We start from the raw sequence: 21,282 nt of genomic DNA, 5'->3' as shown, positions 1-21,282 counted from the left end.
CAGCATGCCTCGTGTTCTTGGCGCGATTCCAGCCCGATACGCTTCGGAGCGATTTCCCGGCAAACCGCTGGCAATGATTGGCAAGAAGCCAATGTTGCAATGGGTGTATGAGGCTGCCGTCCGCTGCACCGAATTGGAAAAAGTTGTAGTTGCAACCGACGATGAGCGCATCCGCGGGGTGGTAGCCGACTTTGGCGGAGAGGTGCTGATGACCTCTGACCGTCACAAAAGCGGGACCGATCGACTGGCCGAGGTGGCCGAATACTACAAGGACTTCGATGTCCTTGTCAACATTCAGGGCGACGAACCCGGCATTGATCCGGCGTTGATCGCTGGTGTGACGGCCCTGAAGGTTCGACATCCCGAATGGGAAATGACAACCGCCGCACGACCATTCAAGCGCGAAGAAGATCCGCTCGAACCGAATCGCGTCAAGGTTGCACTCTCCAAGAGCGGGCGCGCCCTGTATTTTTCCCGTAGTCTAATTCCTTTCCCGCGCAATCGCGCCGAACAGGAGGTCTACCTGCACCTGGGCATCTACGCTTATCAGAGAGATTTCCTGTTGCGCTTTAGAACCCTGCCAGCTTCCGGACTGGAGCAGACCGAATCGCTCGAACAGTTACGCGCCTTGGAGAACGACTACCAGATTGGAGTATACCTGGCGGAAGATTCCCTCCCGGCAGTGGACACGCCTCAGGATCTGGCAGAGATCAAGTCGCTCTTCGCCCGCCGCGGTCTGATCGACGGAGGCTAAAGTATGCCTTTAGCTCCCGGCGTAGCGATTCTGGAACTTGCCAAGCGAATTCGAGAAATCAACGAGGGCAAAACGCAACGCGACCACCCTTTGCCGGTCAGCGACAGCATGTACCGGCGCTACGTCTCGGATATTGTAGATTCGCCGGAGCAAATGCGCGAGTTTCTGCGATTGCTGACTGAAGCGCACTACATATTCACGATTACAATGGTGGAGCCCGACGACAATCTGATGATCGACGGCGTTTACGGCTATGTCGTGGCGGAACCGACAATCATTCGCCAGGTTCGGGAGGTAGCATTCTTGGACCTGGAAGCCGCACATGAGCAACAATTTTACCGGCGTAAAGGCGCCAGCTCGGTAATGCGCGAACTCGTTCCGCAGGCGCGTACTTTTAACAACACGCACCTCGGACGCAGTCTAAACGTAGCTTTGATGTTGCAGCAGTACGAGAATTTGCTGGCGCAGAGCATGTCGGAGTTCTCCGACGTCTGGCGGCGCAACCGTCTGGAACAGCTGATTCCAGGATTGGCGCCAGTCGAAGAGAGTGAAGCAATTACGCCGGAAGCCCCGGATCCTCGCAGTCAGCGCGCCGTTGATAGCGGCGAGCTGGATCGTATTCAGCAAATGGATGAAAGCGGTCGCTGGGGCGACGCGGTGCGCAAGTATGGCGTTCAATTTCTGGTGCGAATACACTTTCGCAAATATGAGTTCGACCGTGTTCGCTGGCTGATCAAGACGCACAAGATTGCTCGAGAGGATGACCTCCGATTCATCCGCGACACGGTCCGCTTAATGGAACAACGCCTGGACATTGATACGCGGCTGGAGAGGTTCGTCAAAGATATGTCGGAACTGCGACGCATGTGCCAGATTCGACTGAACCAGATCTTTCAGGTGCGCAAGGGCATCGATCAAGGCGGGTCATCGCCGGGCGCCGCACCCGCGTCCTTCAGTGCGCGGGACGGCGATGGCGATCCGGACACTGACAGCTTCTAGTCCGTGACGGCAGGCCCAGAATCGCCGCTATCATCAACAAGTTTGACATTGAAAGCGCAAAATTCCAGCCAACCCATGCGTTCGGCGCGACGCCTGGAAATGACCAAATGCGGCATCCACTCTGGTTCTTGCGGAGCGCGCTCCAGTCGCCAGCCCAGTTCGCCCAGCAGGCGCGAGCCCTTGATGGAATTGCACCGGGAACATGCGGCAACCACGTTGCGCCAGGAGTGATACAGATAGGGCGGCGGATCGCTCATGAGCCTCTGCCAACGACTTCGCGGTGTGATGTGATCGACGGTCAGATCGGCAGCCGCAAATCGCCGACGGCAGTAGGCGCAGGTATGGTCGTCGCGCTGGAAAATCGTCCACTTATTCAACGGCGGTTTGCGGCGCGGCAGCCGATGGTAGTGGCGTCGGGAGATAACGCGTGGAGCGGCTACGCTCAGCGAGGGACTGCGCAGCATATGCGGGGAATCAACAACGGCAAAGGCGATCTCTCGAAAAATGTCGAGGATTGCTTTGCGCACCGTGCAGATTTCAATGGGCGCCATGCCCGCATTGAGCACCAGCACGGACTGATGCAACAGACCGTCCATCGTAGTCCGACGACGTCAGCCGCGCTGCCGGGCGCAGCTAACCCGTTCGCTACCGTTTTGAAATGACGCCCTGGCGCCTGGCAAGCGCTTATTCGTCGCTCATGATTGCAACATCGCGCACTGCATCAGAGTCAGCCAGATTCACCAGCTTCACGCCTACGGTAGCGCGCCCGATGGAAGATACCTCGCTGGCCACCATTCTAAGCGTCATCCCGCTGGTGGTCATGATGACAATATCGTCATCGTCCAGCACGCTGCATATGCGCACCGCCGGACCGTTCTTTTCGGTAATCTTGATATAGGTCATCCCTTTGCCGCCGCGACCCTTGGCCGGGAAATTGTTGAAGGGCACTCGCTTGCCGAAACCGCGCTCGCTGATCACCAGCAATTGCGTCTTGGGTCGAACCATGTCCATGCCAATGACGTAATCCTCTTTCTCCAGGCGCATCCCAATGATTCCGGCGGCGTTGCGCCCCTGGCTGCGCATTTTAGCCAGGTTGGTTCGCAATGCATTTCCGAGGCGCGAGGCGACAATGATATCGTCGCGCGGACCCACCAGGCGAACATCGATCAGTTCATCCTCTTTGCGAAGATTGAGCGCAATGATTCCGCCTTTGCGGGTGTTCTGGAAAATCTCCAGATCACACTTCTTCAGAATGCCCTGGCGCGTAATCATGACAATCGCGCGATCCTGGCCAAATTCGCGGGTGGCCGCCAGCGCGCTGATCTTTTCATCTTGCGCCAGATTGATCAAAGCCTTCAGTGATTTTCCTCGCGCCTCGCGCGTGGAATCGGGAAGTTCGTGAACCTTTAAGGCAAATACCTTGCCCTTGTTCGAAAAGAGGAGCAGAGTATCGTGCGTAGAGGCCACCAGCATGCGCTTTACATAGTCCTCTCGTTTGGCGCCGCTGCCGCCCTTGACGCCGCGACCGCCTCGCCGCTGACGACGGAAGCTGTCGACGGCCATGCGTTTCACGAAGCCGTCTTCGCTTATCGTAATCACACAGTCTTCATCAGCAATAAGATCGGTGACTTCGAAATTAGTGGTATCGACGGAGCTATGGTCGATTTCCGTTGCGCGCTTTCCAGGATACTGTTTTCCAACTTCGCCCAATTCATCGGAGACGATCTTGTACTGGCGCTCCTCGCTCTTAAGGATGGATTTGTAGTCCTTGATCTGTTCCTTGAGCTGATTCAACTCTTCAATGATCTTCTGCGATTCGAGACTGGTCAGTTTCTGGAGCCGCATATCGAGAATGGCGTTAGCCTGAATCTCGGTGAGCTTGAATCGCTTGATCAGTTTTTCACGGGCTTCGTCTACGGTCTTCGAGCCGCGAATGATTTTGATGACTTCATCAATGAAATCAAGGGCGATCTTGAGGCCCTCCAGTATGTGGGCCCGCTTTTCAGCTTGCGCCAATTCATACGTCGTTCGACGTATGACGACTTCGCGTCGGTGGGCAATATATTCGGTAAGGATATCCTTAACATTCAGGACGCGCGGCTGTCCGCCGACCAGAGCCAGAAGAATGACGCCGTAACTGACCTGCAGCTGCGTTTGCTTGTACAGCTGATTGAGAATAATCTGGGCGCTTGCCTCCTTCTTCAGCTCGATCTCAACGCGAATCCCATGGCGATCAGAAAGATCGCGAATGTCGGCGATTCCCTCGACGGCCTTGTTTTGAATTAGCTCGCCAATTTTCTCGAGCAGCGTCTTCTTGTTAACCTGGTAAGGAATTTCGGTAATGACGATGAGATCGCGACCGCGAGAGGTTTGCTCGATTTCGACTCGAGCGCGGATGCGGAATTGGCCGCGACCGGTGGTGTAAGCCGCCTTCAATCCTTCGCCGCCGATGATGATGCCGCCGGTAGGAAAGTCGGGGGCGGGAATGTACTTCAACAGTTGTTCCGCGCTTAGCTTCGGGTTCTCAATCAGGGCTTTGGTGGCCGCTATGACCTCTTGCAGATTGTGCGGCGGAATATTGGTCGCCATACCCACGGCAATGCCGCTGGCGCCATTGACCAGCAGATTGGGGAAGGCCGCCGGAAGTACAACGGGCTCCTTGCGTGTGGCGTCAAAATTGGGGTTATAGTTGACTGTCTCCTTGTCGATGTCGCGAAGCAATTCTTCGGCCATCTTTGTAAGGCGAGCTTCTGTGTAACGATAGGCGGCCGGCGGGTCGCCGTCGATGGAACCAAAATTGCCCTGGCCATCGATCAGCGGGGCGCGCATCGTCCAGTCCTGAGCCATACGGACCAGCGTGTCATAGACTGCGCCATCGCCGTGCGGATGGAAGTTGCCAATTACCTCGCCTACGATCTTGGCGCACTTGACAAAGGCGCGATCCTGGCGCCACGCCTTCTCGTGCATGGCAAAAAGGATGCGTCGATGCACCGGCTTCAGCCCATCGCGCACATCGGGCAGTGCGCGTCCCACGATCACGCTCATGGCGTAGTCGAGGTAGGCCTCCTTCATCTGATTTTCGATATCCACAGGGACCACACGTTGGCCGCGGGCCAGGGCGCCCTGGATGTCCGTGCGCACGATCTGCGTTAGATGGGCTTCATTGCCGGAACGACTGGGTCCCGCTTTGGCGCCGCGCGGTGCGGAGTCTGCTTTCTTGATCGCCTTTTTCTTGGCCATGGTATCGCTTCAGTTGGGGTGCGTCGAAGTCGACGTCAGGCTTGTGTCCCGCGCCAGGGGCGCCCCGGCAATTGGTTTTTACCTGAAAGATACTCGCCGTGATTTTGACAGAACGGGTGCGCTTTTTCTTTGCAACTGCTGGCTCTTTCCGGCAGTGGATTTGTCCTGATGAATCAAATAGAATATAAGTCCAGCCGGCTCTCAGCCCCTCGCCGCTTACCAGGTCTTGGTATCTGGCGGATTGTTCCCGTCATCCTGCTGGCCTGCCAGCCGCACGGCGCCGGCGCGGCGCCCCTTTCCTCAGATTGGGACGATCTGGCGCGCTACTTTGCCGGCCTCGAATTGCGCGCCGAATCGCCGCTGGCGCCCTTGCAGCAGGAGCGGGCCTACCAGAACTACCGGCGGAATCAAGATCAACTCTGGACCAGAATCATGCAGCGCAGCGGCGCGCCGATCGACAGCTGGCGGAATTCAAACGCGCCTCCTCAGCCAGCTTCAAGCGCCCTCTATTTTTTCAGCGGGGCGGATGCATTCAATCTCCTACGCTGGTATCCCGACGCACGGCGCTATGTCATGGTGTCGCTGGAAGAGCCTGGCAAGATCCCGGATCCTCGCGAGCTAAACGCGGCGCAACGGCAATCCGCGCTGGCCCGTTTGCACAACTCGATTGTCAGCCTGGGCCAGGACAACTATTTGCGCACGCTTGTGATGCGCGCCCAACTTGCAGACAATCGCTTTCGGGGCTTGCTGGCCGTGCTCTTACTGGAGCTGGCGCGCAGCGGCTGCCGCATTGAATCGGTCACGCGCGTAGCCCTGGATAGCAATGGGGAGCTACAGCCGGCGGACGCAGAAACGGCGCCGCTCACTCCAGAGCAACTGCAACAGCGATTGCGCGACCCGGACTATGCTCCAGAAGGGTTGCGAATTCGCTTTATTCGAGAGGGAGAGTCGAATCAGCGGGAACTGGCCTATCTGCGCCTATGGATCAGCGATGAATTATTGACGCCACAAACGCGTAGTGCGAAATTCCTGGAAGGTCTCGGCGCCTTTTCCTATTTGTTGAAGTCCGCTTCCTACCATCTCCATCGCACTCAAGACGAACGCCTGGCGCGCTTTCTCGCGCAGCGAGCTGTTAGCGGCATTCAAGATGACAGCGGCGTTCCCTATCGCTATCTGATACAGGCGGGTCGGAGGGTCCGACTGTTTGGCGCCTATCGCAGCGCGACGCGCTTACGCGATCAACCCTTCACTCCCGATCAACCCGACCTGCGCGCTGCCTACGCCGCCGAAGCGCGACCGGCTCTGCCATTTTCCTATGGCTATGGAGCGTTGCACGGTCATTCTAATATTCAAACGACTGAACGACCAGATCAGAATTGAAAAGTCTACCAGCTCAGGTAAGGCGTCAGCTGGCGGAGCGCTTTCTGACGCTCGCGGAAATCAGGGATATGAGCTGCGACCAATTGCCAGAAAGCAGGTCCGTGATTTTTGTGGCGGATGTGCGCCACCTCATGGACGACAACGTACTCCTGCAGCAGGCCGGGCGCCTGCACGATGCGCCAGTTCAATCGCAATTCGTCCCTGGCGTTGCAACTTCCCCACCGCGAACGCTGGTCTCGAATTAAAACGGCGGCCGGTTGAAGGCCCATTCGCTGCGACCATCTGGCTACGACTTGTGAAAGGTCGCTCGTGGCCATAGCGCGGTACCAATTCAGCAACGAGCGCCGGCGATCCACGATTTGAGCAGTACACGGCGCCTGCATAAGGATCTCCCTTCCGTTGCTGCTGGTCTGGCAGCGGCGAATGGCTGCAATGCAGACCGCCAGGCGCAATTCTTTGCCGCCGAGCAAATAGACTTCGCCGGACTTAAATAGCTTTTCAGCCAGGCCAGGAAACCGCGCTCGCTGCCGTTGTTGCTGAAGCACAATCCAGTCACGGCGTCTGGCTACTATTTCCTCCAATTCTCTAAGCGAAGTGCGCAGCGGTGCACGCACGGTGATCTGGCCGCCAGGCGAAACGCAGACTGCGATGCGGCGGCGACCGCGCCGTCGTTCGATGGAAAACTCGAGGCTGCTACTGCTCCGGCGCTGCGGAATAGATTGGGGCGAGGCGTTGAAGGCCACAGCGCAATTGGAATCGGCGGTCTGCCTGGTACAAGCTCAAATTCAGGATGCAACTGGCGCTGCGGACTTTTCAAAGTGATACTGCAGTTCAGAGAGCGAAGCAATTTTATGCATGGCTCGGTGCAGAAAATCTTCGGGATCATCGCCGGGCTGAAAAAGCAGCGCTTCGCCAATGCGGATATCGACCTGTGTTCGGCGAAACCGACGAGGTCTGTAGTGAATGCCAATGCAGACAACCGGCAATGCCTGATTCGTTTCTGCAGTAATAAAGCGGAAGCCTGGCGCCCGACCTCGAGCCATGCGTCCGGGAACAGTCGTTTGCTCCGGGAAAACACAGAGCATATTGCCATTGCTGAGGACATGGCGCGCCAGCATCAAATCGCGGCGGCTGCGCTCCGGCCTGTCACGGTTGATTGGAATACCGCCTACCTTCAAAATCAATCTTCCAAAAGGACCGCGAGCCAGCGATTCTTTCATTACACACCACAAATGACGCCCATTGTTGCGCGTGATGGCCAACTTGCCCAATGGGACATCCGCTAACGACCAATGCTTGAAGAGAATCAGTACTGGACCGCTTGCAGGGATCTGCGCTTCGGCCTGCACACGGACGCGGTAGAAAGGCGCATACGCAATGCTCACCACCGCATTCCACAGGGCCGAAAGGAAAAGCGATTGCCCGGGATGACCGAAACGAGCCAGATTGCGAGCGCTCATTGGCATACCTGGCTTAGGACTGCAAAGCCCCGTCGCTGGTTGCAAAAAATGTAGCGCCCGGTAGCGGCAAATTTCGGCGCTCCGCGCTATCGGGGCCGCAATCAAAATTGAGACAGGCGGAAATGACTCGTTAGAACTTCAACGGACGGCCAAATAGAACTCGATCCGCGCTTCCTTGAGGTTAACACAGCGGACATAATTTCGAACCGCGTCCGACCTATCTTCCTTCAAAGCGGTCAGCAGGGCCTGCATTGCCTCTTTTGAAGCCATACGCAGCAGTACTGTCCAGGCGCCATCCTCCGACTTCAGCAATTGGCGGCCCAAATATCCTGCATAGTTGCTGCTAAGATGGGCAGCCATATGTAACTCCGCCGCCAGAATGTCTTCTTCGGAAATCCCTGCATTCAGGCGGAACCTTACGATTTCAATGTATTCGTTCATCTTGCCCGACAGGTCTCTGAAGCTTGCTCCATGAATGCATTCTCACAAATTCAGGCAGGCGCCGCAGCCAGAAGCATCGTCGCAATGGCTGCCGGCGATCTGCACCATGCGCCGAGGCTCCGGAGTCTTTGCTGCAATGACCGAATCGAAGCGACCTTGAACACGATACGCCGGACCCGCCGTTGCGGCAGCCTGCTTTTTCATTGACTGACAAGTCAATCAATATTGGGCTGGCTGCCGGAGCGACGATGATCCCCGCACGAATTGGCATTGTTGGCCAGGCGATTCGCCAGGAGCGCGAGAACCTCGACCTTTCCATAGAGGACACGGTATTCCTTACCGTCAGTCAGGCGCTCGCAAACACCGGTCTAGCGCTTGATGACATCGACACGGTTGTCCAGGCGGGCGACGATGTGATGGATGGAATCTCAATCCAGCATGTGTATACGGTGGAGCCGGCCGGCTCCTTCATGAAGGACGAATCGAAGGTGGAACGCGATGGCGCCTGGGCGCTTCACTACGGGCTAATCAAGCTGCTCTCCGGGAAATTCCGCTGCTGTATGATCGTCGCGCAGTCCAAGGCAACACAGTGCAGCGCCAGCGCAATGAGCGGCATGGGCGCGGATCCCTTTTATCTGCGTCCGGTAGGCGCTGATGGCGACTCCATCGCCGCACTACAGGCGCAATTCTTCTTACAAAAATCCGGCGCGACGGCGCATGACTTTGCCGCAGTAGCGGCGGTCAATCGCAGTCGGGGTGCGCTTAACCCGCGCAGTATGGCCGGCGAGGGAGTTGCGATGAGCGTGGATCAAGCGCTGGCTGCCGCGCCGATCGCATCGCCTATCAATAAGGCCACCGCCGCGCGCGCTGGCGATGGCTGCACTGTCCTCTTCCTGGCTACAGAGGAATTCATACGTGAACGCAAACTAAATGCCGCGTGGATAACAGGTTTCGGCATGTCCAGCGACGCCTACTATCCCGGTTATCGCGATCTGACGCGGGCGCCTTCGGCGGAGCTTGCCACAGCGCAGGCCCTGCGCATGGCCGGGACCAAAATTGATAGCGTCGATTTTGTTGAAATCCACGAGCTATATGCACACCAGCAAATTTTGACGGCGCAGGCGATGGGTTTCAAATACGGCGCAAGCGCGCTGGAGGATGTGCGCAGCGGTGCAACGACGGCCCAGGGCGTGCGTCCGATCAACCCATCGGGCGGCGCTCTGTCCGGCCATGTTATCTATGCCTCCGGTCTGGGGCGCATACTCGAAGCCAGTTTACAGTTGAGGCAAGAGGCTGGCGCTGTTCAGCTCAAACAGGCGCATCGCGCGCTGGCGCATGCCCAGGCAGGACTGGCCATGCAGGCCAATATTGTCTACGTGCTGGAGGCCTGAGGATGGGCGATGCAAAGCAAGTTGCCAGGGCTGCTGTAACCGGCGTAGGGCAGACCATCACGCGCCTGAAGCGTCGCGACGTCAACTTTCCGGAAATGATGCATGAAGCGTGTGTGCTTGCATTGAAGGATGCCGAGCTGCAACCGGAGGACATCGATCTGGTAGTTTTTGGCAGCGGTCCAGAATACTTTGAAGGCGTCAACGAACCGGACCTGTGGGCCACCGACCACACCTTTGGTATTGGTAAGCAACACTGCAGGATTCAAACCGGGGGAACCGTTGGCGCATCAACCGGGATTGCCGGCTACTACATGGCCGCGTCAGGCCTCTATGACAACGTGTTGGTCGTTTCCGGCGACAAACTCAGCGAGTCTTCGGTGCAAAAGGGTTTGAGTTTGGTCTATGCGCCAACCATGGGACGCGACTTTGCGGCTGGCGCTCCCTCGGCTGTAGCCAATCAGGCGCGCATCTACCAGAACCAATTTCCGAGCGTGAATGAACGCCATTTTGCAAAGATCGGCGCATGGATGCGCAAGAATGCGCTGAACAATCCCAACGCGCAGCTAAAATTGCCGCAAATCAGCGAAGAGGTGATGCTGGGCATGGCCTGGTTGTCCACGCCGCTGCGCTTGCTGGATAGCTGTCCGACCAGCGATGCCGCTTGCGCAATGGTGATCCAGAGCGCGCGAAAAGCGCGCGAATCGGAGCGGCCAAAAGCCTGGATTCAGGCCGTAGCAACAATCTCCGAGGGCTACAATTATGTAGATCGCGATTGGTCCAATCCTATCGCTCAGCGCGAAGCGGCGCGTCGTTGCTATTCACAGCTTGGGATTACGAAGCCGTTGGAAGAACTCGATGTTCTGGAAATCTACGACGCCTTTACCAGCCAGCATTTGATCTGGTATGAGGGCCTGGGCCTTGTGGAACGCGGTCACGGCGCTGACCTCGTGGACCAGGGCGCAATCCGCATGGACGGCAAATTGCCAGTGAATCCCTCGGGCGGCGTGCTATCCAATAATTCAATTGGCGCGTCGGCAATGATTCGCCAGGCGGAAGTTGCGCTGCAATTGATGGGTCGAGCTGGCGATCGCCAGGTGCAGGGCGCCGAGATTGGACTGGCCCATGGCTGGGGCGGCGCTATTCAATTCCACACGGTCATGATTCTCAGCGGCGAGCAAGACTTTGAACTGTCGCGTCGCAAGCGTGCTGAACGTCGCACGGTTGGAGCAGAGCGATGAGCCAGGATCAGGAAAAACCAGCGGAGCGTCGCGCTATTCAGGTGTTGCCCGGCGAAATCGATAACGACTATATCTGGAATCCCGGCCCGGTCATTGGCCGATTCCTAACCCGGCTGCGCGATGATCGTGAAATCCTTGCAGTGCGCTGTCCGCGGACCTCCCGGGTATTTCTTCCGCCGCAAGCCTGGTCGCCGGCGGCGCCAGTTGCCATGGATCGCTATTTGACCTTGCAAGGACAGCCAACGCTTTCGGCCGGAACGGTTGTTGACCGGGCGCCCTGGAATCTTCCCGAAGGCTTGAAGCCGCCATACATGCTCGCCGCCATACGATTTCCCGGCGCCGACACCGATCTTATTCATCTGGTTGTCGCGTCGCGCGCTGAGCTTATGGCGCTCCAGCCCGGCGCCGCGCTACAGATTCGCTGGAAGGAACCGCGCAGCGGAACCATTCGAGACATTGACTTCTTTACTCCAGCAACGACCGGAGGCGCAGCATGAGCTCGCAATCTCAAGGAGCCGGCCCCGCTCTGCGCATTGAGTCCGAGTTTGAGACCGTCAATGAACTTCTGGAATCCCGCGCCAGGCAGTATCCGACAAAGACCTATCTGATCTTTCAGGATCGCAGCTACAGCTACAGCGAGTTTCGAGGGCGAATACAGCAGGAGGCCGGGGTCTTTGTCGCAAGTGGAGTCAAACCCGGCGACCGCGTTGCGATTCTGATTCCAAACTCAGACGATTGTCTCTTTGCCTACTTCGGCGCGATGCATGCCGGCGCCATCGCCGTAACCATCAACACGCTTTTGAAGTCAGAAGAACTGGAATTCATTTTAAACGACTGCGGCGCTCCTTTGCTGGTAACGACGCCACACTATCGGAAACTGCTGGAGCCAGTCTGGGATCGCATCCAATCCATTGAAAAGACGCTGCTGGTGGGACCCGAAGCAGCGGAGGCGAACTACCCGGACGCGACGGCGCTCAGCCCCCTATTGGCCAGCGCGAAAGCGCCGCAACTCAAGATCGATAAAAGTACGCTGGCGGTGATGATCTATACCTCCGGCACCACCGGACATCCCAAGGGCGTTACCCTCGACCATGCTAACCTCCTCTACAACAGTCTGGTCGCACACCAACTGATCAGCCTCGAACAGAGCGATGTCAGCCTTTGCATCATGCCGCTCTTCCACGTGAATGCACAAATCGCATCAGTCATGTCCAGTCTTCAAGCCGGGGCGACCCTGGTGCTGGAAGAGATGTTCAAGCCGCGCAGCTTCATTGATACATTGCGCAAGTACCGCTGTTCGACCTTCAGCGGGGTTCCGACGATTTACAACTACCTCAATGAAATGACCGAAACCGAAGGCGAGAAACTGGATTTTCTCAAGGCCTGCATTTGTGGCGCCGCGCCGATGCCGGTTGAAGTTTTTCAAAAATTTGAACAAAAGTTTAGCGCGCGCATCCTTGAGGGCTACGGTCTTTCGGAAGGAACCTGCGTTTCTTCACTGAATCCGCTGCACGGAGAGCGCAAGATAGGATCCATTGGCGTCGCCATCCCCGGACAGGAAATGGCCATCTGGGATGATGGCAACAAACCGCTTCCCGATGGACAAATTGGCGAGATCGTAATCCGCGGGCCCAACGTCATGCGCGGCTACTGGAATAATCCAGAGGCGACCGAGCAAGCGTTGACCAATGGCTGGCTGCATACGGGCGATCTGGGCTATCGGGACGAAGAAGGTTACTACTTTATTTCCGGACGCAAGAAGGAGATGATCATTCGCGGCGGGGAAAACATCTATCCCAAAGAGATCGAAGAGGTCCTCTATCAGCATGAGGCCGTTCTCGATGCCGCGGTGGTGGGCGTTCCAGACAAGAAATACGGCGAAGAAGTGGCCGCCTTTGTCATCTTGCGTCCGGGCGCCGCTGCCAGCGACAAAGACCTGCGCAAATACCTTCGCATGAAGGTTGCTGAATTTAAGCGCCCGCGCATTCTGGAGATCGTTCACGACCTGCCGCGCACCGCTACGGGCAAGATTCAGAAGCACAAGATTATCGAGGAGTACGCCGGCAATCAGCAGTTGATCAATCGCGTGCCCGGTCATGTCCATGTGCCCTATCGCTGGGTCTATGGCAAGGCAATGGCTCGCTTCTATGAGGGAATGGCTTATGAGGGGCGCTTTTACGGCACGCGCTGTCCAAAATGCAAGCGCGTGCAATGCCCCCCGCGATCCTTTTGCAGTCTCTGCTTCGTCGAAGCAATGGATTGGGTGGAGCTTCCCAACTCCGGCCAGCTAACCAGCTTCACCACCGTCTACATGGAGTTTCCCGGGCAGCCCTTGAAGCCGCCCTATACCTTCGCGCACATTCGCCTGGACGGGTCCAACAACGATATCTATCATATTGTAGGAGAAATTGCCGAAAAAGATCTGCGCGTCGGTCTCCAGGTCGAAGCTGTCTGGCGTCCGCCGGCCGAGCGCCGCGGCAATCTCCACGATATTGTTCACTTTCGGCCGCGCCACGGCGGCTGAGCGCCGACCAACTCGCGCTCGACAGTTGTACGGCGTAGTTGTCTGCTGGGACTGTCATGGCCAGTACAGCGGCGTCTACCGCAGAACTTTCGACGGCGCTGGAAACCGATTTCGAGCAACTGCGCCAGAACCTCCACGAGCCGGAGGCGCTTGCCGCGTGGTCCGGACCGCACTTCAGCTTTCCGCTACGGCGTGAAGCCTTCGCGCGCCATTTGCGATTGCGATTTCCCGGGAAGCCGCGGCGCCTCTGTCTTGTGTTTCGACGCCAGCAAGATGGACGCTTCAGCGGCTACTTTGAATTTGGTCGCATCGACTATGCCCAGCGCAACACAACGCTGGCACGAATCCTGATCGACCATACTCTTCGGCGCAGAGGTCTCGGTCGAATGATGGTCTCGGCCGCCCTGCAAATGGGTTTTGAGACCTTGCGTTTGCACCGTATTGATCTGCGAGTCTACGAGCAGAACCGACCGGCATTACGTCTGTACGACTCGCTTGGATTTCGAAGCGAAGGGCTGCTGCGCGAGACTCTGCTGGTAAATGGCCAATGGTGGAGCGCACGAAGCATGAGTCTGCTGGAACAAGAATGGCGCGGGCGGGCGCGGCAGTGAGCGTAGCCACTGGCCAGATATTCCTGCGCGGCGCGGCCATGGGGCCATTGATCCAGACACTGGGGCAGCATCTTGTCGCCTGGAGTCGCACCGAGGCATGCCTTGAGGATTTTGAGGAGAACGACTCAGCCTATTTCTCTACAGCCAATTCTCTACAGAAGGCGCGGCTGACTTTGCTGCTGCCGGGCGCCAATGGCGTGATCGCGCTTCTGGACAGCTCCTCCTTCTGGTTCGATCGCGAACTTGCGCAGCAACTGTCGGCGGAGCTGCAATGCGACGCATGCTGGTTTGCGCTCTCTGGCGACAGTCTTTCGCTGGATATGATCGAATGGCAAAGCGGAACAACACTTCAAACCATCCAATCGCCAGCGTCGGTCTCGCCGCCGATGATGCCGTTCTATCAGGATGTAGAGCAATTAGCTTTTGAGCGATTGCTGGAGTTCGGCGTATTGCCGGAATATATTTTCTTACGGCTCAACCACCTGGAGCCAATCAGTCCGCAAGAGATGCCCGACTCGGAAACGCCGTTTCTATTTCAACTTGTTCGCGGCAGTGAAAATTTTGACCTCTACGCATCCCCCTATCGCATTCGTTTGCCGGACCCCCCGCCTTCTGGAATGCTGGGCTTTCCCGATCGCAGGCTGGAGGACAATCGGATTGCGTCCGATCATTTGCAGCTTTCCGGCGAACCGGAGGAGGAACGTCTGGACCGCCTCTACGCGGCGCTACTGAGTCGCGCCGAGCGATATCGGATGATCGGCTGGCGGGAGACCAGCTACAGAGTACAGGCCGGCATCGGACGCACGGGGATGCTCAAAGCGCTACAACAATTGCAGGTCGAACGCGGGGACGTTATGCTGCGCTTTGTTGATTGAGCAGTCCGGGTTGAAGCTCCGCCGCCTGCGGCGGCAGCGGTATGAGATACGATCGCCAGGCAGTTGTGATCTGTTTGTCATCACTCTGTCACGAAGTGGCACGATGCTCGGCACCCAGTCCAGGGCAGGAGTGCTTTCATGAAATTTCGTCATCTGGTCCGGGTCGGCATCCTGGCCGGTCTCGTTGTTGCAACCTTCTCGTTGCAGGGACCGCTATTTTCGCAAAGCGAACCGGCAGCGTCGGAACAGGCCGCTCCAGCAGGCGAGGAAAGGCAAGACCAGCCGGCCAACGACAATCAGTCGTTGAAGTTGGATTCGGAATGGTATCGCGATCCCGCCATCTGGGTAATTATTGGCCTGGGACTTCTTGTGATCGCTGTTGCTGTCGATCGCGGCTATATCATCTATCGAAAGAATCGTGGCAGCAACGCTGAGTTGGTTCAGTACCTTGCCGAAAGTCTGCACGAAAGGCGCCTTCCAATTGACCAGATTGCAGCCGAAATCGGACAGGAAAAGTTTGGACTGGAGGGACGGGTCGCTGCTTCGGCATTGAAGGGCTGGGAGTTCGGCGTTGAAACCATGGAACAGTACGCACACACCGCGCTGACCGCTGAGCGAAGAAACCTGGAGCGGCGACTGGTGATCCTGAATACGCTTGGCAACAACATACCATTTATCGGCCTGCTGGGCACTGTACTGGGAATCATGCAGGCCTTCGGCGACCTCGCTGACCTTGGCGCCGACGCCGGTCCCTCGGTGGTTATGAAGGGAATATCATCCGCCTTGATCGCGACAGCTGCCGGACTGATCGCCGCAGTACCGACAGTCATATTTTACAACGGCCTATCCAAAGGCGCCCGAAATAAAGTCTCCATGGCTGAGGAAATTGTCAGCTTGCTAAAAGCAATTCGTCTATCGACGCCGCGCTAGTCGATCAACTCTAGCGTATCATCAACCAATCGGGAGCAAAATATGGCCGCTGGACCTTCGCAATCGGACGACGGAGAAATCTCCGGCATCAATGTTGTTCCGTTGATTGACATCATGCTGGTGATCGTAATCATCTTAATGATTACTGCCGAGTTTACCAAGTACCGCACGATTCCGATTAAACTGCCGAATATCAATGCTGCAAGCGTGCGGCAGGAGCCACAGAAGGTCAACATCACGGTCCATCCCGATGGACGTCTGTTCTGGAATGATCGTCCGATCGATCCGGCCACGCTGCCGGCGCTGTTGCGCGCGCAGAAGCAGATTCAACCCGATCTGGCAGTGATCATGCGGGCGGAAGGCGCCACCAGCTACCAGAGCGTTCTCAGCGTACTTGATACAGTCAAGGAGGCGGGCATCGTAAAGGTTGGTCTGGCCGTCGACTCCAATCGACCCGGCAGACGTTGAGCCATGTCCAAACGCAATCGACAGGCCGCGAGCTACCAGAGCGATCATGCCGCCGTTCATCTGGATGGCATCCGTCTGGCAGATGGTCGTCAGGTTCTGCCCGGATTATCCAACAGTTTTGAGCTGCGCCAACGCGTCTCCTTCGTGGCGCGGCACAGGGTCTGGCTGATCAATGCTGGACTTGGATTTGGAGCGCCGCTAACCGTCGCCGGCCTGTTGATTGTTGGCGGTTTGCTGTCCTGGTTTGGCGATCGCCGATTCGACGAGATGGCCCTCGCGCAGTTTAACTTTGGCGACGTCGTAGCATTGCGACCCAACCGTCGCGCAGCGCCGGTACTCGAAATCGACGAGATTTTTGGCAACGAGTTCGTGCGCGACAAGGACAAAGTCGCCGAGGACGGAGAAGACCCGCGTGTGGCCGGCGCCGTGCAGGCCTTTGCCTCCGGCGTCAGTCCGCCGGTCGACCTGAGTCCCGAAATTGTCCCCGAGTACAGCGCCGAGGCGCGCAGCCGGGGCTTGCAGGGCAAAGTCTTTCTGGAGATTGTGGTGGCCGACGACGGCAGCACGCTTCGGGTAAGGGTCGCCAAAGGCATTGACCCGCTGCTGGACAGCGCCGCCGCCGCCGCCTATCGCCGCAAGCGCTGGGCGCCGAGCCGGGGGGCGGACGGCAAGCCAGTGACTATCAAGTTCATCCAGCCAGTCAACTTCGTGCTGCAATAGCCTGCTGGTCGCAAAGCGCGCTTGACACCTCGCGATCCGATCGGCCTGATCCTGCCGCCGCGCCCTGGGCGCGCTGCAGTCTCATGGCCATCGACCCCGCCAACCTCGACGCATCGATTTTTGCAGACGATTCTCTATTTGGCAGCGACTCCCTCGCTTCGACGGCCAATGTCCTGGTGCAGTTTGGCGATATTGAACGCTTCAAACGCGAATTTATTGAATCCAATCGGGGCAAGCCGCTGTTCATCGTTCGTTTCGAGAATGTGGGCGGAGTGACGATGCAGGATTTCGTCGACCTGATCAACCAACGCCTCGGGCCCATCCTGGATCAGGGAGTCGACCACCATTACTACTTTGATTCAATGCGCTCGGCCTTGATCCTGGGCATTGCGCCGCTGCAAAGCGTCGATGCCGGGCGGGCGCCAAATATTGACAACGCCATTGGAAAGCTGCACGAAGAGGTGCATCGCAAACGCTTGTGCACCTTTGGTTTTGGCGTCGCCAGAACGCAGTGCAACTTCATCTCCAATTCCAACGAAATACTGGATGTACTGCTGCGCTCTTCGGCCAAGAATCTACGCGACAATTTGATTCGCTGGAGCTGGACCTACTTCAATCGAGCGAATACATATTTTGCCGGCAACGCCGAGGAGGCGGTCATTCAGCCAACCGTCTACTACGACCACCGCGCCAGGCGCTTCACTGTGAAGGGCGGAGAGGTCTTTGTAGGCGGCGGACTCTACAAGGGCTATCACGAACTGATCAGCGATATTCCCGAAGATGAGGATCTGGAGCGGATTGAGCTCTTGATCCTGGAAAAGTTGATCATCGCCTGCGAAAAGACGCCGGGCGTGCTCAAATTCAATATCAGTCCGCAAACTATCCTGGATACCTTTTCGCAAAGCGAACGCGTGGTGCGACTCAATCGTCTGCTGCATGCACGCGGTCTCAACCCTCGCAATGTGCGCTTCGAGTTGGTTGAAAAACCTTACGAAGAGACTGGCAAGAAGCTGAAGGAAGTTTGCCAGGAATTTCACAATTTCGGAATTACCTTTGCGGCCGACGACTTCGGCGTCAAGAGTCAGAGCCACCAGGTAATTCTCGACCTGGGCCAGATGATCAAGGAATTCAAACTGGACCCGATCAGTTTCAAGTTTAAGCCAGATGAAGATCGGACAAAGTTTCTGGATAACCTGGCGTTCATTTCCTATTGCAAACGTCTTGCCGATAACCGCGAGGCCCTGATTACAGCGGAAGCAGTCGAAGACGTCGATACGCTGAAATTTTTGCTGGAACTGCACATCCACCAGTACCAGGCGAACATGTTTTGCTCCAAAATGCCGGTTACAGAATATCGTTTGCGATTTGCTGAGATGCGCGACCTGCCCGAAGATACAGTAATTCAGATTCTCAGCGACGCCGATCTGGCGGATCGCCAGCGCGAAACCGGCGACATTTTTCAAGTGGCGCGCGAAGCTGGCCTGCTGCCGGCAGAGGGCGCCGGTTCCGCCGATTCCTGAATTGGTCGGTACTGAAACGTCAATCAACGGGAAAGCGCCGCGGCGCGTAGTGGGCGGGCGTCCCGGCGGCCGGCAAGTAGCGAAGAAAATCCTCGGGGCGCTCACGAAATCCAGCCAGCGGCGACTCCAGCGCGCTAAAGTCGGGATCTCCCCAGTATGTTTCAAAGAGATCGTGGCTTTCCGTACCCAGGCGAAAGTGGTTGTCGCTGTGGATCAGTAGCATCTCGCCGCGACGATCTGGATATCCGGAAAGGATCAACGATTGGATTTCATTGAAGTCCAGGCCTTCTGGATCATTGGGCTTGGCTACCGATTCGAATTCCAGGCTGAGCAAAACGTAGAATCGACGAGCCTGTCGAGTTAGCTTAAAGGACTCCTCGAGTTCCGTCAGTCGTACCTGGATTAGCAATGGAAAGCGATTCGCTTCCATCAATCGGAAGCGTGCTGCAACCGCATTGTCGCGCAGGCCCAGCTGCAGGTACTTCCTGCGTCGAATAGGTCCGGCTTCATTCAAAACGCGCGGTGCAAAGCGGCCAATGAGCCCTCTGTTCTCCTCAATGGATTTGTCGATGATTCGTTCATAGAGTTGGATCAGCAGCAGCTGGCTTTTCTGCAGTTCTCGCAGGGCTTCATTGTAGTGCAGGGCTCGATAGGAAATCTCCCCTTGAATGTGGCGGTGAATTGAGCGGCGAAAAACCTGGCGCTCCGTTTCGTCGCCATAGTTGGAAAGGGCGGCGTTGATGGTTTGAAAGTATCGTTCGTTGAGGCGAATTCCCGTTTCCACTGCCAGCAGCGAGCGCGCCTCGGCGCCGGTGATCCCCTCGTTGGCAGCAAGTGCGGCAGGCTCAAGGGCCAGCGACAGTGCGGCGCAAAGGAACAATGCCAGGGACGCATCGGGCAGCCGCAAGATCCCGCGCGTTTGTTGGCGAGAGGAAAGGCTCATCTAGGGTGTACTATCGCTGCCGCGAATCGCGGCGTGACATAAGCGAGGCAGAAGTTGAGGGGCGGCGGGCAATCGCCGACCAGCGGTATCAAAAAGTGACAATTGTCTATCAAATAGTGATCCCTCGGCCAGATTGCCGCATCGGGGTCGGGTTTCCGCATTTCTTCTTGACAGTCGGCTTATGTCTGCTGTGATCTCTCCAAAGAGCTATTCTGGACAAGATATGCCAGCTGCTAGAGGCAAGAAGCCGCAAGCCCGCAAAGCGAAAGCGAAGCCCAAAGCTCAGCCCAAATCGAAAACAAAACCCCGGAAATCGAAACCTGCGTCCGCCGTACGGCGGAGCGACGAAGGTTTCTCTCCGGGAGAATACGTGGTCTATCCCATGCACGGCGTGGGGCAAATTAGCGCCATTCAGAAGCAGAGCGTTCTGAACAAGAAGAAGGACTACTACATCCTGGAAATCGCCAGCAACAAGATGCGCGTCATGGTTCCCGTCGAGAACGCACGCGCGATCGGGATACGTGCGATTATCCAGAAGAAAGATGTGAAAAAAGTCCTGGATTTGTTGCGCAAGGACGAGGTCGATACGGAGGAAGACTGGAAGATCCGTTATCAGAACAATACCGCGAAATTGAAATCCGGCGACATCTACTCCGTAGCGGAAGTGTGTCGCAATCTGTACAAGCGCGCCCGGGAAAAAGAGCTATCGCTGATGGAGCGTCGGCTCTATGAGCAGGCTTACAATCTGATTTCCCATGAGATTGCTCTAACGCGGGGCGCTAGCGTTGAGGAAGCGGGCAACCTGATATCGGAAACGCTTTCCTGATCGGGGATTCGACGGCGGGCTGGCAGCTGGCATAGAGTCCATAGCTCGACTATCGCAGGATGGACGAGATCTATGAAAAAAATCCTGAGAGCTCCTGCCGCAGTAGCGGTGGGAGGCCTGGTATACCTTGCCGGATGGCTGGAATCCGGTTATTCGAACTTGAGCGTCGGCCTCGCTGTCGCTGCCGCCTTGCTGGCGGGCTTTGCCCTCTACCTTGATGTTATCTTTCGGGGACTCGATGTCGGTCGTTTAGCCGGCGCTGTAGCCGGATTGGCTGTCGGGGCGATCGCCGGAAGTTTCTTTTCCGAGCTGGTACTGCTGGCTGGCTACGAAAGCGCGGCCGCATCGGCCTTCCTTTATGGAGTGCTTTGCGCGCTGTCTGGGATGGCGGGGATGCTTCTGGGCGGCGCCTTCAAACTGCGCCTGGTGGAAAGCAGCGCTGTCGGCGAATCAGGCGAATTCGGTCGAAGCCGAGCCAAGCTGCTGGATACATCCGTAGTGATCGACGGCCGTATTCTCGATATCGCCGAAACAAAATTCGTGGAAGGACCCTTCATCATTCCAAACTTTGTGCTGCGAGAGATTCAGCTGATAAGCGACAGCCCGGATCCGATCAAGCGCAACCGCGGCCGCCGCGGCCTGGATATGCTAAACAAGCTGCAGCAGCGCACGGACATCGTGGTAAAAATCAACTACCTGGATTACGCCGATACTCGCGAAGTCGATGCCAAGCTGGTACGCGCCGCCAAGGATCTCGATGCGCAGCTAGTCACCAACGATTTCAATTTGAATAAAGTAGCCGAGCTGCAGGGCGTCGAAGTGCTCAATTTAAATACTCTGACCAACGCCCTTAAACCTGTCGTCCTGCCCGGAGAAGACATCGTCATCGATATCATCAAGGAAGGAAAGGACGAGAATCAAGGCATTGGCTATCTTGAAGACGGAACGATGGTGGTTGTCGA

At 56.9% G+C, this 21,282-nt stretch carries 20 protein-coding genes and 1 pseudogene; 15 read left to right on the top strand and 6 right to left on the bottom strand.

All coding sequences use genetic code 11. The features are described 5' to 3' along the window. The first annotated feature begins 4 nt into the window (after positions 1-4). Together kdsB and K1X75_13815 are read left to right on the top strand one after the other, a co-directional pair. Positions 5-754, top strand: a complete 750-nt coding sequence (gene kdsB, locus K1X75_13820) for a 3-deoxy-manno-octulosonate cytidylyltransferase (protein MBX7059139.1) — start codon at positions 5-7, stop codon at positions 752-754. 3 nt (positions 755-757) lie between these two features. Continuing rightward, a complete protein-coding gene (locus K1X75_13815) occupies positions 758-1,753 on the top strand; it encodes a hypothetical protein (protein MBX7059138.1) in 996 nt (331 codons plus the stop codon). On the opposite strand, the gene K1X75_13810 is transcribed toward K1X75_13815, so the two are convergent. Continuing rightward, entirely contained in the window at positions 1,750-2,349 is a 600-nt protein-coding gene (locus K1X75_13810; GenBank protein ID MBX7059137.1) for an HNH endonuclease, read from the bottom strand. The two genes, K1X75_13815 and K1X75_13810, sit on opposite strands and share 4 nt — an antisense overlap. 88 nt (positions 2,350-2,437) lie before the next feature. Continuing rightward, positions 2,438-4,993, bottom strand: coding sequence for a DNA gyrase subunit A (gyrA, locus tag K1X75_13805; protein ID MBX7059136.1), 2,556 nt, complete (start codon positions 4,991-4,993; stop codon positions 2,438-2,440). A gap of 168 nt (positions 4,994-5,161) precedes the next feature. On the opposite strand from gyrA, the gene K1X75_13800 reads away from it, so the two are divergent. Then, entirely contained in the window at positions 5,162-6,373 is a 1,212-nt protein-coding gene (locus K1X75_13800; GenBank protein MBX7059135.1) for a hypothetical protein, read from the top strand. Between the two features lie 5 nt (positions 6,374-6,378). Here K1X75_13800 and K1X75_13795 read toward each other — a convergent pair whose 3' ends face one another. From K1X75_13795 to K1X75_13785, 3 genes are all read right to left on the bottom strand, one after another. Beyond that, on the bottom strand, positions 6,379-7,116 hold the full coding sequence (locus K1X75_13795; GenBank protein ID MBX7059134.1) for a M48 family metallopeptidase: 738 nt from the start codon (positions 7,114-7,116) through the stop codon (positions 6,379-6,381). Positions 7,117-7,158: 42 nt separating this feature from the next. Beyond that, positions 7,159-7,833, bottom strand: a complete 675-nt coding sequence (locus K1X75_13790; protein MBX7059133.1) for a 1-acyl-sn-glycerol-3-phosphate acyltransferase — start codon at positions 7,831-7,833, stop codon at positions 7,159-7,161. Between the two features lie 138 nt (positions 7,834-7,971). Continuing rightward, the gene (locus K1X75_13785) at positions 7,972-8,274 is read right to left on the bottom strand and encodes a hypothetical protein (GenBank protein ID MBX7059132.1); all 303 of its coding nucleotides are present in this window, start codon (positions 8,272-8,274) and stop codon (positions 7,972-7,974) included. Between the two features lie 248 nt (positions 8,275-8,522). Here K1X75_13785 and K1X75_13780 point away from each other — a divergent pair, with 248 nt between their 5' ends. The 10 genes from K1X75_13780 (at position 8,523) to K1X75_13735 (ending at position 18,551) form a co-directional block, all read left to right on the top strand. Further along, entirely contained in the window at positions 8,523-9,665 is a 1,143-nt protein-coding gene (locus K1X75_13780) for a hypothetical protein (GenBank protein MBX7059131.1), read from the top strand. 2 nt (positions 9,666-9,667) lie between these two features. After that, positions 9,668-10,903 (top strand): hypothetical protein, encoded by a 1,236-nt coding sequence (locus tag K1X75_13775; protein ID MBX7059130.1) that lies wholly within the window; start codon positions 9,668-9,670, stop codon positions 10,901-10,903. Continuing rightward, entirely contained in the window at positions 10,900-11,400 is a 501-nt protein-coding gene (locus K1X75_13770; protein MBX7059129.1) for a hypothetical protein, read from the top strand. The genes K1X75_13775 and K1X75_13770 overlap by 4 nt, the downstream gene beginning before the upstream one ends. Continuing rightward, positions 11,397-13,427 carry a long-chain-fatty-acid--CoA ligase gene (locus tag K1X75_13765; protein ID MBX7059128.1) on the top strand — a complete coding sequence of 677 codons (2,031 nt, stop codon included), beginning with the start codon at positions 11,397-11,399 and terminating at the stop codon, positions 13,425-13,427. Before K1X75_13770 ends, K1X75_13765 begins: the two co-directional genes overlap by 4 nt. A gap of 56 nt (positions 13,428-13,483) precedes the next feature. Next, positions 13,484-14,038: a GNAT family N-acetyltransferase gene (locus tag K1X75_13760; GenBank protein MBX7059127.1), complete on the top strand. Its 555-nt coding sequence runs from the start codon at positions 13,484-13,486 to the stop codon at positions 14,036-14,038. Further along, the gene (locus tag K1X75_13755; protein MBX7059126.1) at positions 14,035-14,913 is read left to right on the top strand and encodes a hypothetical protein; all 879 of its coding nucleotides are present in this window, start codon (positions 14,035-14,037) and stop codon (positions 14,911-14,913) included. Before K1X75_13760 ends, K1X75_13755 begins: the two co-directional genes overlap by 4 nt. A gap of 579 nt (positions 14,914-15,492) precedes the next feature. After that, positions 15,493-15,843, top strand: a complete 351-nt coding sequence (locus tag K1X75_13750) for a MotA/TolQ/ExbB proton channel family protein (protein ID MBX7059125.1) — start codon at positions 15,493-15,495, stop codon at positions 15,841-15,843. 42 nt (positions 15,844-15,885) lie between these two features. Next, a complete protein-coding gene (locus K1X75_13745) occupies positions 15,886-16,311 on the top strand; it encodes a biopolymer transporter ExbD (protein ID MBX7059124.1) in 426 nt (141 codons plus the stop codon). Between the two features lie 3 nt (positions 16,312-16,314). Next, positions 16,315-17,031, top strand: a complete 717-nt coding sequence (locus tag K1X75_13740) for an energy transducer TonB (protein ID MBX7059123.1) — start codon at positions 16,315-16,317, stop codon at positions 17,029-17,031. 83 nt (positions 17,032-17,114) lie between these two features. Next, on the top strand, positions 17,115-18,551 hold the full coding sequence (locus tag K1X75_13735) for an EAL domain-containing protein (protein ID MBX7059122.1): 1,437 nt from the start codon (positions 17,115-17,117) through the stop codon (positions 18,549-18,551). 19 nt (positions 18,552-18,570) lie between these two features. On the opposite strand, the gene K1X75_13730 is transcribed toward K1X75_13735, so the two are convergent. Beyond that, positions 18,571-19,494, bottom strand: a complete 924-nt coding sequence (locus K1X75_13730; protein ID MBX7059121.1) for a hypothetical protein — start codon at positions 19,492-19,494, stop codon at positions 18,571-18,573. 223 nt (positions 19,495-19,717) lie between these two features. On the opposite strand from K1X75_13730, the gene K1X75_13725 reads away from it, so the two are divergent. Continuing rightward, positions 19,718-20,320, top strand: coding sequence for a transcriptional regulator (locus K1X75_13725; GenBank protein MBX7059120.1), 603 nt, complete (start codon positions 19,718-19,720; stop codon positions 20,318-20,320). Positions 20,321-20,797: 477 nt separating this feature from the next. After that, positions 20,798-21,282: pseudogene (locus K1X75_13720) on the top strand (hypothetical protein).

The organism is Leptospirales bacterium, from assembly GCA_019694655.1.
Taxonomy (GTDB): domain Bacteria; phylum Spirochaetota; class Leptospiria; order Leptospirales; family Leptonemataceae; genus SSF53.
The sequence above is the reverse complement of the archived record's forward strand: the minus strand, read 5'-3'. Positions and strand labels throughout refer to the sequence as shown.